Raw genomic sequence first — 14740 nt, forward strand, 5'->3', positions numbered from 1 at the left:
ATGATTATACCAGCACTCGACTTGATAGACGGCCAAGTGGTGCGCCTTTATCAAGGAGATTATCAGCAAAAAACCGACTACAGTTTTGACCCGCGTGAGCAGTTTGCGCGTTACCATCAAGCGGGCGCGGATTGGTTGCACCTCGTGGATTTAACCGGCGCTAAAGATCCCACCGCGCGTCAGGTCGATTTAATCACCGAGATTTTGCAATCAACGCCTGCCAACATCCAAATTGGCGGTGGCGTGCGCACCGAAATGGACGTGATTGAGCTGCTGAACACCGGCGCGCAGCGCGTAGTGATCGGCTCCACCGCGGTTAAATCCCCCGATTTGGTTAAAGGCTGGATGCAAACCTACGGCCCTGACCGGATTGTATTGGCACTCGACATTCACATCGACAGCGACGGGACGCGACGCGTGGCGGTGTCCGGTTGGCAACAAGACTCCGGCGTCACCATTGAAGCGCTCCTCGACGATTATTTGTCCGTCGGGCTAGAGCATGTGCTGTGCACCGATATCTCCCGCGATGGCACCTTGCAAGGCAGCAATGTGGCGCTTTACCGCGACTTGTGTCAGCGCTATCCGAGCATTGCGTTTCAATCATCAGGCGGCATTGGCAGTCTCGAAGACATTCGCGCCTTGCGCAATACCGGCGTCGCAGGCGTGATCGTCGGCCGCGCCCTACTGGAAGGCAACTTTAGCGCAGAGGAGGCGATCGCATGCTGGCAAAACGGATAATTCCTTGTTTGGACGTCCGCGACGGACAAGTGGTCAAAGGCGTGCAATTTCGCAATCACGAAATCATCGGCGATATCGTCCCGCTCGCCAAACGCTATGCCGAAGAAGGCGCTGACGAGTTGGTGTTTTATGACATCACCGCCTCCAGTGACAGCCGGGTGGTCGATAAAAGCTGGGTCAGTCGCGTCGCGGAAGTAATTGATATCCCGTTTTGCGTTGCCGGTGGGATTAAATGCGAAGCCGATGCCCAGCAAATCTTGGAATTCGGTGCGGATAAAATATCGATTAACTCACCCGCCTTGGCCGACCCAAGTTTGATCACTCGGCTGGCCAATAAGTTTGGCGTGCAGTGCGTGGTGGTTGGGATTGATTCTTTCTTCGATGAAGCGACCGGGCAATATCAAGTCTATCAATTTACCGGCGATGAAAGCCGTACTCAGGCCACGCCTTGGCAAACCGCTGCCTGGGTTGAGGAAGTCCAACAGCGAGGCGCGGGCGAAATCGTACTCAATATGATGAACCGCGATGGCGTGCGCCAAGGCTATGACTTAACCCAACTCAACATGGTAAGAGAGCGCTGTCAGGTGCCTCTGATTGCCTCCGGCGGTGCCGGTGAAATGTCGCATTTCGCCGACGCCTTTTTACAAGCGAATGTCGATGGCGCGCTGGCCGCTTCGGTGTTTCACAAACAAATCATCGCGATAAGCGAATTAAAACAAACATTAAAACAACAAGGGATCGAGGTAAGAGTATGACGGCAGCGTGGGTAGAACGTATCGATTGGGAGAAAAACGCCGGCTTGGTGCCTGCGATTATCCAACACAGCGATAGCGGCCAAGTGTTAATGCTGGGCTATATGAATGCCGATGCACTGAACGCGACGCTCGAAACCGGTCGCGTCACTTTTTGGTCGCGCAGCAAGTCGCGTCTTTGGGTAAAAGGCGAAAGCTCCGGTCATGTGTTAAGCCTTGAGCACATTGCACTCGATTGCGATCAAGACACCTTGTTGGTCACGGCGACGCCGCATGGACCCACCTGTCACCTCGGCACGACCACCTGCTTTGACAGTGACAATAAACCGCCACACACCGGCCCCGGCTTTTTGTCGAGCCTAGAGCAAGTACTTGCCAGCCGCAAAGACGCCGCGCCTGATGAGTCTTACACTGCAAGCTTATTTGCCAAAGGCACCAAGCGTATCGCGCAAAAAGTGGGAGAAGAAGGCGTCGAAGTCGCCCTCGCGGCCACGGCAGGCGATAAGGCCGAGCTATTAAACGAAAGCGCCGACTTGCTCTATCACCTGTTGGTATTACTGCAAGACCAAGAGCTTAGCCTCCATCAAGTGACCGAAGTCCTCGCCTCTCGCCATCAAGGCTAACGGCCACGCGCGTTAGTGTAAACAAGGTCCCTCCAAAGCGCTGCCCACATGCGGCGCTTTTTAAGTTGTGCTAAGTTGCTTAAAACGGTGTTGTTTCCTAAATCATTGAACTTGTCACTCTAGCGGCGATCAGATCATCAAAGCCTCAAGATAGGTCACAGGAGAAAAGGCATTAAACCGACCATTCCACCGCGCAGCAATGCGGGTTACTGGGAGGACGGCCGTCCTCGCAATGCAGCCGTCAAATCCTTGAAACCCGGTGACAGGGAAGATGGGAAACAAGAAGCGGGTTATCACCAACGCTCTCTGTCGGAAACAGGGATAACTCGATACAAAAAGTTACTCATCCCTCAGCTGACACTACGTAATTACGATGCACAAGTTGGCGAAGCATTGGCCAACATAAAAGTGATGAACAAAGTCAATCAACTCGATATGCCTGTTAGTTGCCAAGTTGACTGATGGGAACAACCTCACTCTTATCAGTGAGTTAGGTGACTAACTTGAACAACAACGCCTCGTCAAACCGATCTTTTGGGTCAAAAAGCGCTCGCGGTCTAGCCCAATCATGGCTTAAATGCTGACATTTAAGGAAAATGTTATATAACATTTTTAGCTCGCAGCATTATGTAAATCACATGTCTATTTATTCAATATTCGGGTGTTGTTGGTCGAAAATTTTCGATTTGTAAATGTTCGAGATTGTTGATTAATGTAATGTACTAAACATAGAAAAATATAACTTTACACAAAACAATCAACTTGTTACTAGGGGGTATTGACCTTTCTATCTATCTTTTATAGCACTTTGTGGTAAATTTATACAAAGACGAGCTTTTGACGTGTAGCTAGCCTATATGAAAAGCCGATAACGCAGTAGAAATAAACCACGAAAAATCAATAGCTCCTAGCTATAGAAATAAAACTATAAAGGAAGGCTATTCTACGAGGAAAAGGAAACCCCTCTTACTATTATTAAATTTTGTAACATCTTGTTCTGCTAACGCTGAAAATGATGATTTACTTTGGCCTGCCACTAACTTTAGTAGTTATGTTTTTAGTGACTTCAACTCCGGTTCCGGCAACAGTCAGCGCGGACTGGCAGTTGGGTAAAATCTCGGAATAGGTGGATATTCTATTCGTTCTGGCTTGCCCCCAGACTATGGGCTTTATTCTCTCAGTGTCTATTTCTGGATTGATAGAAGTAGTTAATCAGTTATTCAAACTAATATATTAAGGCGAAATTCTTCTATCTATTTTATGTTTTATAAAACAAGGTGAATAATGGAAATACTATTTTTTATTGCTTTTGCGTTGTCGCTGTTAAATGTAATATGTGCTTTTGTAACAAAAGAAATATTTTTTGCTGGTGGTTGGATTAGTTATCATGAAAATAAATCGCATTTTTTTGCTGGATTAGTGACATTCATTATGTTTATTTTCTTCTATGGTGGTTTTTATTTTTTTATTTTCCCATCCGTATGATCGATAGAAGTTTAGGTTTGCAAATGATTATAAATTATTTATTCTTCAATTCTATTAAACTAAATTAATAAGCTAAAACATGATCGGAAAAACCCATCAATCGTCGTTGCCTTAAGTCTAAACCTTTTACAAAACAACTAACTAGAACCTATACAGTAACATACTGATAAATAATGGCTTTAACACTTCCAGATTGATGAGTAAGCAATAAAAACACATGAGTAAAACGGTGCAATTCCCTACATGATCGAATTTATTAATCTAGCGATATTTAGAGCATCATTGCAAAGATATTAGGAACTGCAAGCTTAGCAATATCGATCATTAACACTATACTAAACCCAGATATAGCACTAGTCAAAAGGTCGGTCAGGTAGTCATAAATACCGCTGCTTTTGTTGGCTCTTATGCACTTTCTAGTTACTTGGTTTCTACACTTGGTACTGGATTGGTTGTTGGTGGCCCTGTTATAATAATCAGCTTATTGCTTGTGACTTTGGCAATTTTTCAGTCAATACTGGTTAGCTTAATTATCGAGTCATATTTGACTAATAGAAATCATAAAAATAACAAAGAAGGATCATTATCTTGATACCAAAAAGGTGTATTATTCCCAGCATTGCCGGGTCGGTAGTTGGTTATTGTTTAGCTCGGCAGTGCGAAGGTTTCCATCGTCTACTGCTTGGAGAGTTTCCGTTTTTTCAAGATAAATCTATGCTTTTCATATGTTTAGTTCCAATTATTGCTATATCGGTGATTATAGAAAATAAATACGTATGGGGTAAGCTTATAAAATTGGAAACAAACGCAGATGTGTGGGGTGTTTCATTTGGATTCCTAATAGGGTTTGTAACATTAGGTATCTATTAGATTTATATAGGCAATTAAATTTTCATACTACTAGGGTTTGTTGACCTTGATATAGGTGGATTCTATTTATGCTGGCTTGCCCCTAGACCTAGGCGAGATCGCGAACGTCTTTTAAACCAAAAAAGATCAGTTTGATGATCTCCTCTGGCTGTGATCATATAGGCCGATTCTAAAATAGTTCGGGGTAGATACCGTGGATATCGCTATAGCACGTCTGTTTGGTAACTCGCCTGAGTTTTGGCTCAATGCGCAAAGGGCCGTTGATCTTTGGGAGGCGTCGCAATCAATTAAACACGAGGTAGAAAAAATAAAACCGCTTGATGTCGCTTAATCGCGCGTCATGGCCGTAGCAGATCGCCAAATCCAGCTCAGATCAGTTAAACTGCCTGTATTCCCGACAGTTAGTGACAAGGCGTCCTATGTTTAACGGCAAATCCATTCTGATCACCGGCGGTACTGGCTCTTTTGGTAAAAAGTACGTCCGCACCCTGCTTGAACGCTATCAACCACGTCGCCTCGTGGTGCTCTCTCGCGATGAGCTCAAGCAATATGAAATGCAGCAAACCTTTAACGCCCCTTGCATGCGCTATTTTATTGGCGATGTGCGTGATGGCGATCGTTTAATGCAAGCGATGCAAGGCATTGACTATGTGATTCATGCCGCTGCACTCAAGCAGGTACCTGCCGCCGAATACAACCCGATGGAGTGTATCAAGACCAACATTCACGGTGCAGAGAATGTGATTCGCGCTGCGATTGCCAACGGGGTGGAAAAGGTGATTGCGCTCTCGACCGATAAAGCCGCCAGCCCCAATAATCTCTATGGCGCCACCAAACTGTGTTCAGATAAATTGTTTGTCGCCGCTAACAATATGACCGGGGGCCAAAAGACACGTTTTTCGGTGGTGCGCTATGGCAATGTGGTCGGCTCGCGCGGCTCTGTGGTGCCTTTGTTTAAGAAAAAGGCAGCGGAAGGCGCGGATCATTTGCCCATTACCCATCCTGAAATGACCCGTTTTTGGATTACCTTGCAGCAAGGGGTGGATTTCGTGCTGAAAAACTTTTCGCGCATGTATGGCGGTGAAATATTTGTCCCTAAGATCCCATCGGTTCGTCTGACGGATCTCGCCAGCGCCTATGCCCCGAATACTCCCGTCAAGGTGATAGGCATTCGTCCCGGCGAGAAAATGCATGAAGTGATGTGTCCGGCTGATGATGCGCACCTGACGCTCGAATTTGCCGATCATTACGTGATTTGTCCCACCATTAAGTTCTACGATGCCGATGATGACTATCGAGAAAATGCGTTGGGCGAAAAAGGACAGCCCGTGCCAGAGGGCTTTGAGTATCAATCAGGCACTAACCCAGATGTGTTAACCGTCGAGGCCATTTTGCAACTCGACGCCGAGCAGTAAAGGAGTATGGCGTTGATCCCATACGGAAAGCAGCATCTTAGTGAGCAAGACTACGCCGCTGTGCTTGAGGTGCTAAAAAGTGATTATCTGACGCAAGGCCCGCAAGTTCCGGCTTTTGAAGCCGCCGTCGCCGAACTCACCGGGGCTGCGCATGCGGTCGCCGTCAATAGCGCGACATCTGCCCTGCATCTCGCTTGTCTGGCCCTAGAACTAGGCCCAGGCGATCGTTTATGGACCTCGCCCATTACCTTTGTCGCGTCAGCCAATTGTGGTCGATACTGTGGTGCCGAGGTGGACTTTGTCGATATCGACCCGAACACACGTAACCTATGCCCCAAGCAGCTCGCGAAAAAGCTAGCGCAAGCGGCCGCTACTCACACCTTGCCCAAAGTGCTGGTGGTGGTGCATATGGCCGGTGCCAGTGCGCCAATGGCCGAGATTGCCGCGCTTGCCAAGCGTTATCAGGTGGCCATTATTGAGGATGCGTCACATGCGATGGGCGCCCACTATCAAGAAGCGGCGGTGGGTGGATGCCAGTACAGCGATATTAGCGTATTTAGTTTTCATCCTGTCAAAGTGGTTACCGCGGGAGAGGCAGGGGTTGCCACTACCCAAAATGCCACATTGGCGAAAGCGCTGTGTCAGTTACGTAGCCACGGGATCACCCGTGATGCAGAAGACTGCCACGCAGCCTTGCCGCCTTGGGGTTATGAGCAGCATGCATTGGGGATGAACTATCGCCTCTCGGATATTCATGCTGCACTTGGCCGTTCACAATTAACCCAGCTTCGTTCCTTTATCGCCAGACGGTTTGCACTCGCCGAGCGTTACCATCAGGCACTGGCGGATTTGCCCGTCAAGCGGCCCGTTTTAGACCCTGAGTCGGCATGGCATTTGTATTTGATTGAGCTTGAGCACGCCGATACACGCCGCGCCGTTTTTGAAGCAATGTGTGCGCAAGGCATTGGCGTGAACGTGCACTATATTCCTGTGCATACGCAACCTTACTATCAGGCACTGGGCTTCGAGCCCGGAGACTTCCCGCTTGCCGAACAGTATTACGCGGGCGCACTCACTTTGCCGCTTTACCCCGATTTAACCAAGCAACAGCAAGATACAGTGATTGCTGCGCTACAAAAAGCCATTGAGGACGCGTGACCGATGAATGTATGTATTATTCCCGCCCGAGGTGGCAGCAAGCGCATTCCGGGCAAGAACCTCAAACTGTTTAACGGTGCGCCCATTATCACTTATGCCATTGCGACAGCACGTCAAAGTGGGCTATTCGATCGCGTCTTGGTTTCCACCGATTGCGACGACATTGCCAGTGTGGCGCGCGATGCAGGAGCTGAAGTGCCTTTTGTACGTCCCGCCGAGATTGCCGGTGATCACGCCACGACCTTGGATGTGCTTGAGCATGCGATCCAGTGGCTGAACCAGTCGCCACAGCACACGCCTTTGCAAGCGGTATGCTGCCTGTATGCGACCACTCCCTTTGTCACCACGGATGACTTGCGCCAAGGCTTAGCGTTACTGAACGGCGACACCGTCAAATACAGTTTTGCCGCCACCCGCTACGCCTTTCCAATTCAGCGCAGTATTCATGTCGATGCCGATGGCAGTGTCAGCATGTTGTGGCCCGAGCACTTCACCACCCGTTCACAAGACTTACAACCGGCGTACCACGATGCGGGAATGTTTTACTGGGGCACACCAAGTGCGTTTTTAGCGCGCGAGCCGGTTTTTGCCCCCCATTCGAAAGCCGTGTTGATCCCTCATTACCGCGTGCAAGACATTGATGAACCGGATGACTGGCTACGCGCTGAGCTAATGTATCAACTGTTGGAGCAACAAGCCTTGCTATGAGCCATATTGCCATTCGAGTCGATGCCTCCCAAGCGATAGGCACCGGACACGTCAGCCGCATGCACGTGTTGGCTAACATGCTACAAAGGGCTGGTCATCAGGTAACCTTGGTCTGTCGCGATTTACCCGGCAATTTGATAGCGGTCAGCCAAGAGCAAGGCTTAACGGTGGCGGCGTTGCCTGCCCCCAAAAACTCGCTTAGCAACACCGATTGGCTGGGTGTGAGCCAGCGGCAAGATGCCGAAGAGACAAGCGCATGCGTGGCTAACCAGCCGGTGGATTTAGTGGTGGTGGATCATTACGCCTTAGATGCCCGCTGGGAGCAATCAATTTACACCCAATTGGGCTGTCCGGTGATGGTGGTCGATGATTTAGCCAATCGGCCCCACGATTGCGCGTTTTTACTCGATCAAAATCCTTGGCCTGACCTGACTACGCGCTACGCGTCACAGCTTTTAAATTCACAAACCCGATGCTTATTGGGGCCAGACTATGCACTATTGCGTCCAGCATTTGCCGCCTTACATCAGTCTCCGCCGCCGCGGGAAGATAAGGTGATCGCCTTTTTCTCCGGCACGGACCCGACCGGTGAAAACCGCAAGCTCGTTGACGCGGTCAAACACCTAGCACAAGAGCAGAAGTGCGAGAGACTGCCTTTCTCGCTATTAATTGTCACCGGACGGCGTAACCCAGACCGCGAAGCATTGTGTAAAGCGCCTGTCCCCGATGGGGTTCGCGTAGTGGAAGCTCTTTCGAACTTTGATACCCACATGGCACGGGCGCGCTACGCGTTTGGGGCGGCCGGTGTGACTGCCATTGAGCGCAGCTGCTTGGGGGTCCCGAGCACCTTGGTGTGTGTGGCGGAAAACCAACACGCCATGGCCGAGTATCTCGCCGGACAGCCGGGCTATCAATACTTAGGACGCGGTGAGCACACCCGCTGGCAAGATTACGCATCTGCACTGCAGCACCTTGCGGCAAACTGGCATCAGCTTCCTACCCTACCAGCGATCACTGATGGAAAAGGCGCAGAGCGCGTGGTCGCGGCCTTGGAGCATCACTTATGCAACTGATTTTTAAAGCGGTGAGTCACGCGGACAGTGACACTTTATGGCATTGGCGCAACCGTCCCACTGTCCGCCAGTTTATGTACACCCAGCATGAAATTAGCCATGATGAGCACAAAGCATGGTTCAGCCATATGCTCGCCAACACGCACCGTTATTTCTATATCGTTTACAAGTGCGTAGACGGCCAACCGGACAAGCCACTTGGCGTGGTCAATCTTGACCTCGATAGCGAGAATAGGACAAGTGCGACCTGGGCTTTTTATGCGGCTCCGGATGCACCGCGTGGCAGCGGCGCACTCATGGAGTTTGGCGCATTAAGTTTAGCATTTGAGACCTTGGGCGTGACCCAATTGAACTGTGAGGTGCTCAGTCATAATCAGGGGGTGGTTCGGCTACATCAACGCTTTGGCTTTCGTGAAACGCCGCAAAGTCGGCAACGCACCTTTTCCCTGCCTGAGGGAAAGACAGTCGAGATTGTATGCCTGTCTTTGTCCGCGGATGAGTGGCAGCAAGGCGCCAGCGCCCTTCAAACCAAACTGAATATCGATACGGTTTATGAACGACATTAAGATTGCAGGCCGTTTGATCGGCCCCCAGCATCCTCCCTATATCATTGCCGAAATGTCGGCGAACCATAATGGTAGCCTTGAGCTTGCCAAACAAACCATTTCCATGGCCAAAGCTTGCGGTGCCGATGCCGTCAAAATGCAAAGCTATACCGCCGATACCATTACCCTTGATTGCGACCACGATGAGTTTCAGATCAAGGGCGGACTATGGGATGGTTATAGTCTCCACCAGCTATATCGCTGGGCACAAACCCCGTTTGAGTGGCACAAGCCGTTATTTGATCACGCGAGAAAAGAAGGCATCACCTTATTCTCCTCTCCTTTTGATTGCTCAGCGATTGATTTGCTCGAAGATCTTAACGCTCCTGCCTATAAAATTGCCTCGTTCGAGGCGATTGATTTGCCCTTGATTCACTATGCCGCGCAAACCGGTAAACCGATGATCATCTCAACCGGCATGGCTGACGAGACAGAGATTGCCGAGGCGGTGGCGACGGCCCGTGATAACGGCTGTCGTGAGCTGGTGTTGCTTCATTGTATCAGCGCCTACCCTGCGCCGATTGAACAAAGCCATCTGCGAACCATCCCAACCTTAGCCACACGCTATCAAACCTTGGCGGGCTTATCCGATCATTCGCTGACTAACATCGCCGCGATCGCAGCCATCGCACTCGGCGCGTGCGTGATTGAAAAACATGTGATGCTCTCTGAAGATTCGGGAGGCCCGGATGCCGCTTTCTCGCTTACGCCACCTGCACTCAGTGCGCTTTGTGAGCAAACCCACGCGGCGTGGCAAGCGTTAGGAGAAAGCGCCCTCACTATACGAGAGGCCGAGTCGAGCAACCGTCAATTTAGGCGTTCTTTGTATGTCTGTGAGGATATCGCACTCGGTGAGCCACTGACGCCCGATAATGTGCGCAGTATTCGTCCGGGCTTTGGGTTGGCACCGAAACACTATGATACCGTGCTCGGAAAGCGCGCAACACGCGCGTTAACTAAAGGCACTCCGTTGTCGTGGGAAGATATAGACTGATAGCCTGAGTAGGTTATTGTTATTCCCAAGACCACAAACAAAAAACCCGGCTAGCGAGCCGGGTTTTATCATCGTGCGATAATGCGATTACATTTGCGCAATCATGTCATCTGCGAACTCAGAGCACTTACGCAGGCTTGCACCTTCCATCAGACGCTCAAAGTCATAGGTCACTGTTTTGTTCGCAATCGCTTTTTCCATTGCTTTGATCACCAGATCAGCGGCTTCAAACCAGCCCATATGGCGCAGCATCATTTCTGCAGAAAGAATGAGTGAACCTGGGTTCACCTTATCTTGACCGGCGTATTTCGGCGCCGTGCCGTGGGTAGCTTCAAACAGCGCCACACCGTCACCAATGTTGGCACCAGGAGCAATACCGATACCACCAACTTGCGCTGCCAATGCATCGGAGATGTAGTCGCCATTCAGGTTCATAGTGGCAATCACATCATACTCCGCCGGACGCAGCAGGATTTGCTGCAAGAACGCATCCGCGATGGAGTCTTTGATGGTGATCTGTTTGCCGGTTTTTGGATTCTTCATCGTCATCCAAGGACCGCCGTCCAGCAACTCAGCACCAAATTCTTCTTTGGCCACTTCATACGCCCAGTCTTTAAACGCCCCTTCGGTAAACTTCATGATGTTACCTTTGTGGACGATAGTCAGTGAGTCGCGATCGTTATCGATGGTGTACTCAAGCGCCGCACGAACCAGGCGCTTAGTGCCTTCTTCTGAGATTGGCTTAATGCCTACACCACACTGCTCAGGGAAACGGATTTTGTTGGCGCCCATTTCTTCACGCAGGAACTTAATCACTTTATCCGCTTCCGCGGTGCCTGCTTTAAACTCAACACCCGCGTAGATGTCTTCTGAGTTTTCGCGGAAGATCACCATGTCAGTGTCTTCTGGCTTTTTCAGTGGGCTAGGAACGCCAGTGAAGTAGCGAACAGGACGCGCGCAGATGTAAAGATCGAGTTCTTGACGAAGGGCTACGTTCAGAGAACGAATACCACCACCCACAGGGGTTGTCAGTGGGCCTTTGATGGCAACTTTATATTCACGAATAAAATCAAGTGTTTCAGCAGGCAGCCATTGATCATCACCGTATACCTTGGTGGATTTCTCACCGGTGTAGATTTCCATCCATGAAATCTTACGCTCACCGTTGTAGGCCTTAGCAACTGCTGCATCAACAACTTTAATCATTGCAGGGCTAACATCCATCCCGATGCCGTCCCCTTCAATGTAAGGGATGATTGGGTGGTTAGGGACTACCAGTTTTGTGCCGTCGAGCGTGATCTTCTGACCTTCCGCCGGTACAACTACTTTACTTTCCATTTTAATCTCCTAGCGTCCATTTGTTATCTTTGTGTAAGATGCGCACTGAGGATACTTGAATTCACGCAACACGCCAAACAGATTATTACGTGTATAATACGGAAGTCTCATTTGCCGTTTAATCTATTTGACAGTCCTTATGACCAAGAAACCCCGCGCCAAGCCAGCATCGAACACTGTTTTAAACACAACGAAAAAAGCGCTAACAGCACCGCCCACTCAAGCTTCATCCCCACGCACTACACGCGTTATTCTCGTTAACAAACCGTATAATATGTTAACGCAATTCAGTGGCGAACCCGCCGATAGCACATTAGCCGACATCGTATCAGTCAAAGATGTCTATCCAGCCGGTCGGCTTGATAAGGACAGCGAGGGGTTGCTGGTCCTTACCAATAACGGCGCCTTACAAGCCAGATTAACCCAGCCTTCATCTAAATCTCCCAAAACCTATTGGGTCCAAGTGGAAGGTGAGCCCAGCGATGAAGCGATTCAAGCGCTTTGCGACGGTGTGGAGCTAAAAGATGGTCTAACGCTACCCGCTGAGGTATCAAAAATGGCGTCACCCGCCGTGTGGGAACGCCATCCTCCGGTACGCTATCGCGCCAACATTCCCACTACCTGGTTAAAGGTGGTGCTGCACGAGGGGCGAAATCGACAAGTACGTCGGATGACTGCCCATATTGGCCACCCGACGCTGCGCTTGATTCGCGCCCAACTCGGCGCCTGGCAGCTGGATGATTTGCAGCCAGGCCAGTGGTGTGAGGTTGATCCGCCGAAAGGCTTTGAGCAGTTCACCCCTAAACCCAAAGGGCCAAAAGGGAAAGCACCGCGTGGGCGCACTCGATCGTCCAAGCGCGCACCGTCGAAGAAGGCTCGATAAAGCCAAGCTTCACAGCAATTGTCGTCACCGCTCTGAGATTAGATACCACGCACAGACACGCCGTGAATCCATCCCTGGAGGCTCCGCCGCGCCATCCATGGCGCGGAGGGTCTTTGCGCGGCACCCAATCACAGACTATGTCCGCCATTGATATTTAATCGCATCAACATAAGCTGCATCGGTCGCCGTCCACGCAACCATCTATCTACTTTAGATAACGGTTAACGTGTGAGCCTTATCACATCTGTATCCGGCGATTTGATTCTGTTAAACTCAGCGTCCGTTTATTGATAGCAGCATTTGTGATCACCATGTCAGATAACAGCAGCAAAAAAGTGATTGTCGGAATGTCCGGCGGTGTTGATTCGTCCGTTTCTGCCTACTTGTTGAAACAACAGGGTTATCAGGTCGAAGGCCTGTTTATGAAAAACTGGGAAGAAGATGACAACGAAGAATACTGCTCTGCTGCAGAAGACTTGGCCGATGCGCAAGATGTCTGCGATAAGTTGGGCATTGAGCTACATACCATTAATTTTGCCGCTGAGTATTGGGACAATGTGTTCGAGCATTTTTTGACCGAGTACAAAGCAGGCCGTACGCCGAATCCAGATATTCTGTGCAATAAAGAAATTAAATTTAAGGCATTTCTCGAGTTTGCCGACGAAGTGCTAGACGCCGATTATATTGCTATGGGCCATTATGTGCGTCGATCTTTCCCCGACAATGGTGAAAAAGTACAGATGCTGCGTGGCCTTGATAGCAATAAAGACCAAAGCTACTTCTTATATACACTCAGCCACGATCAGATTGCACGTAGCTTATTCCCAGTTGGCGATCTCGAAAAGCCACAAGTACGCCAAATTGCCGAAGAACAAGGCTTGGTGACCGCAAAGAAAAAAGACTCCACCGGGATCTGTTTTATTGGTGAGCGCAAATTTACTGACTTTTTATCGCAGTACTTACCCGCGCAACCGGGGCCCATCGAAACGACCGATGGCGAGAACATCGGTGAGCACCAAGGCTTGATGTATCATACCCTGGGCCAACGTAAAGGCTTAGGGATTGGCGGATTAAAAGGCGGTAACGGTAGCGAAGCGCCCTGGTATGTGGTCGATAAAGACGTTGAACGCAATGTACTGATTGTAGGTCAAGGCCATGATCATCCACGCTTATTCTCTGCAGGCTTAATGGCTGCCCAATTACACTGGGTCGATCGCGAGAATGTGACCGAGACACGCCGTTGCACAGTCAAAACCCGATATCGTCAACACGATATATCATGTACTATCACGCCTGTTGATAATGACACCATAAAAGTGACATTCGACGAGCCGCAAATTGCGGTCACCCCTGGCCAATCCGCTGTTTTTTATGACGGCGACGTGTGCTTAGGTGGTGGTATTATCGAGCAACGTATTTAAGGAGCCGTGATCAGTGGCAGAGACGATTTATGATCGCACCCTCGCTTTTGCGAGCATTTGTCAGGCAGCGAAACTGGTGCAAGATGTGTCCCGTCAGGGCTATTGTGACCAAGACGCGCTCAGTACCAGCTTAAGCAGCATCGTGATGACGAACCCGTCCTCGACGCTCGATGTGTTTCGCGGTGAGGTCGGTAATGTCACTGGCGGCGGTGAGTCAGGGCTCCATTCAGGCTTGGAAGCGCTGATCAGCCAGCTGGATAATAGCAGCAACGGTAGCGAGCTAATGCGTTATCTGATCAATTTGCTCGCCTTAGAGCGCAAGCTTGCCAGCCGTCGTGATGCCATGGCGCAATTGGGCGATCGGATCGAAACCATCGAGCGCCAATCGAGCCACTTTGATCTGCTTGATGAGCAAATGATCAGTAATCTTGCCAGTATTTATCTCGACGTCATCAGCCCACTGGGCCCGCGTATTCAGGTTTCTGGCGACCCGCAACACCTACAACAAACCGGCGTGCAACATCGTGTGCGTGCCCTCTTGTTATCTGGTATCCGTAGTACCGTACTATGGCGCCAAGTAGGCGGTAAACGCCGACATCTCATTTTTGGTCGTAAACAAATGGTTGAGCAGGCCAAAACTATTCTAGCCCGTAGCTAATCAGATTGAACTCAGGAGA

At 49.9% G+C, this 14740-nt stretch carries 13 protein-coding genes and 2 pseudogenes; 14 read left to right on the forward strand and 1 reads right to left on the reverse strand.

The annotated features are described in order from the left end of the window. The 11 genes and pseudogenes from hisA to pseI all read left to right on the forward strand — a co-directional run bounded on the left by hisA (position 1) and on the right by pseI (position 10421). Positions 1 to 738 (forward strand): 1-(5-phosphoribosyl)-5-[(5-phosphoribosylamino)methylideneamino]imidazole-4-carboxamide isomerase, encoded by a 738-nt coding sequence (gene hisA / locus N7E60_RS09865; RefSeq protein ID WP_077669612.1) that lies wholly within the window; start codon positions 1 to 3, stop codon positions 736 to 738. Beyond that, a complete protein-coding gene (gene hisF / locus N7E60_RS09870; RefSeq protein WP_269597366.1) occupies positions 720 to 1493 on the forward strand; it encodes an imidazole glycerol phosphate synthase subunit HisF in 774 nt (257 codons plus the stop codon). The genes hisA and hisF overlap by 19 nt, the downstream gene beginning before the upstream one ends. Then, positions 1490 to 2113 (forward strand): bifunctional phosphoribosyl-AMP cyclohydrolase/phosphoribosyl-ATP diphosphatase HisIE, encoded by a 624-nt coding sequence (hisIE, locus tag N7E60_RS09875; protein ID WP_077460403.1) that lies wholly within the window; start codon positions 1490 to 1492, stop codon positions 2111 to 2113. Before hisF ends, hisIE begins: the two co-directional genes overlap by 4 nt. Positions 2114 to 2272: 159 nt before the next feature. Beyond that, positions 2273 to 2575, forward strand: a pseudogene (locus N7E60_RS09880) (IS5/IS1182 family transposase); the annotation flags it as partial. Positions 2576 to 3397: 822 nt separating this feature from the next. Continuing rightward, positions 3398 to 3598, forward strand: a complete 201-nt coding sequence (locus tag N7E60_RS09885; protein ID WP_269597367.1) for a hypothetical protein — start codon at positions 3398 to 3400, stop codon at positions 3596 to 3598. Positions 3599 to 4887: 1289 nt separating this feature from the next. After that, entirely contained in the window at positions 4888 to 5883 is a 996-nt protein-coding gene (pseB, locus tag N7E60_RS09890) for a UDP-N-acetylglucosamine 4,6-dehydratase (inverting) (protein WP_077484836.1), read from the forward strand. Between the two features lie 6 nt (positions 5884 to 5889). After that, positions 5890 to 7041: a UDP-4-amino-4,6-dideoxy-N-acetyl-beta-L-altrosamine transaminase gene (gene pseC, locus N7E60_RS09895; RefSeq protein WP_269597368.1), complete on the forward strand. Its 1152-nt coding sequence runs from the start codon at positions 5890 to 5892 to the stop codon at positions 7039 to 7041. A gap of 3 nt (positions 7042 to 7044) precedes the next feature. Then, positions 7045 to 7749 carry a pseudaminic acid cytidylyltransferase gene (gene pseF, locus N7E60_RS09900; protein ID WP_269597369.1) on the forward strand — a complete coding sequence of 235 codons (705 nt, stop codon included), beginning with the start codon at positions 7045 to 7047 and terminating at the stop codon, positions 7747 to 7749. After that, a complete protein-coding gene (gene pseG, locus N7E60_RS09905) occupies positions 7746 to 8822 on the forward strand; it encodes a UDP-2,4-diacetamido-2,4,6-trideoxy-beta-L-altropyranose hydrolase (RefSeq protein ID WP_269597370.1) in 1077 nt (358 codons plus the stop codon). Before pseF ends, pseG begins: the two co-directional genes overlap by 4 nt. Beyond that, positions 8813 to 9388 (forward strand): UDP-4-amino-4,6-dideoxy-N-acetyl-beta-L-altrosamine N-acetyltransferase, encoded by a 576-nt coding sequence (gene pseH / locus N7E60_RS09910; RefSeq protein ID WP_269597372.1) that lies wholly within the window; start codon positions 8813 to 8815, stop codon positions 9386 to 9388. Before pseG ends, pseH begins: the two co-directional genes overlap by 10 nt. Next, complete coding sequence (pseI, locus tag N7E60_RS09915; RefSeq protein WP_269597374.1) at positions 9375 to 10421, forward strand: pseudaminic acid synthase; 1047 nt, start codon at positions 9375 to 9377, stop codon at positions 10419 to 10421. Before pseH ends, pseI begins: the two co-directional genes overlap by 14 nt. An 87-nt stretch (positions 10422 to 10508) precedes the next feature. On the opposite strand, the gene icd is transcribed toward pseI, so the two are convergent. Next, complete coding sequence (gene icd / locus N7E60_RS09920) at positions 10509 to 11759, reverse strand: NADP-dependent isocitrate dehydrogenase (protein WP_069587345.1); 1251 nt, start codon at positions 11757 to 11759, stop codon at positions 10509 to 10511. Between the two features lie 139 nt (positions 11760 to 11898). On the opposite strand from icd, the pseudogene N7E60_RS09925 reads away from it, so the two are divergent. From N7E60_RS09925 to hflD, 3 genes and pseudogenes are all read left to right on the forward strand, one after another. Beyond that, positions 11899 to 12528: pseudogene (locus tag N7E60_RS09925) on the forward strand (pseudouridine synthase); the annotation flags it as partial. Between the two features lie 425 nt (positions 12529 to 12953). Continuing rightward, positions 12954 to 14063 carry a tRNA 2-thiouridine(34) synthase MnmA gene (gene mnmA / locus N7E60_RS09930; RefSeq protein WP_269597376.1) on the forward strand — a complete coding sequence of 370 codons (1110 nt, stop codon included), beginning with the start codon at positions 12954 to 12956 and terminating at the stop codon, positions 14061 to 14063. A gap of 13 nt (positions 14064 to 14076) precedes the next feature. Next, complete coding sequence (gene hflD, locus N7E60_RS09935) at positions 14077 to 14721, forward strand: high frequency lysogenization protein HflD (protein ID WP_269597378.1); 645 nt, start codon at positions 14077 to 14079, stop codon at positions 14719 to 14721. Positions 14722 to 14740: the final 19 nt, after the last annotated feature.

It is taken from the genome of Salinivibrio proteolyticus, from assembly GCF_027286365.1.
In the GTDB taxonomy this organism is placed as follows: domain Bacteria; phylum Pseudomonadota; class Gammaproteobacteria; order Enterobacterales; family Vibrionaceae; genus Salinivibrio; species Salinivibrio proteolyticus.

Bases quoted from the DNA above. Each gene is read 5' to 3' on its own strand.
- pseB (WP_077484836.1), top strand. From the start codon at position 4,888: ATGTTTAACGGCAAATCCATTCTGATCACCGGCGGTACTGGCTCTTTT.
- hisIE (WP_077460403.1), top strand. From the start codon at position 1,490: ATGACGGCAGCGTGGGTAGAACGTATCGATTGGGAGAAAAACGCCGGC.
- pseI (WP_269597374.1), top strand. From the start codon at position 9,375: ATGAACGACATTAAGATTGCAGGCCGTTTGATCGGCCCCCAGCATCCT.
- pseF (WP_269597369.1), top strand. From the start codon at position 7,045: ATGAATGTATGTATTATTCCCGCCCGAGGTGGCAGCAAGCGCATTCCG.
- pseG (WP_269597370.1), top strand. From the start codon at position 7,746: ATGAGCCATATTGCCATTCGAGTCGATGCCTCCCAAGCGATAGGCACC.
- hisA (WP_077669612.1), top strand. From the start codon at position 1: ATGATTATACCAGCACTCGACTTGATAGACGGCCAAGTGGTGCGCCTT.
- pseC (WP_269597368.1), top strand. From the start codon at position 5,890: ATGGCGTTGATCCCATACGGAAAGCAGCATCTTAGTGAGCAAGACTAC.
- N7E60_RS09885 (WP_269597367.1), top strand. From the start codon at position 3,398: ATGGAAATACTATTTTTTATTGCTTTTGCGTTGTCGCTGTTAAATGTA.
- pseH (WP_269597372.1), top strand. From the start codon at position 8,813: ATGCAACTGATTTTTAAAGCGGTGAGTCACGCGGACAGTGACACTTTA.
- hisF (WP_269597366.1), top strand. From the start codon at position 720: ATGCTGGCAAAACGGATAATTCCTTGTTTGGACGTCCGCGACGGACAA.
- mnmA (WP_269597376.1), top strand. From the start codon at position 12,954: ATGTCAGATAACAGCAGCAAAAAAGTGATTGTCGGAATGTCCGGCGGT.
- icd (WP_069587345.1), bottom strand. From the start codon at position 11,759: ATGGAAAGTAAAGTAGTTGTACCGGCGGAAGGTCAGAAGATCACGCTC.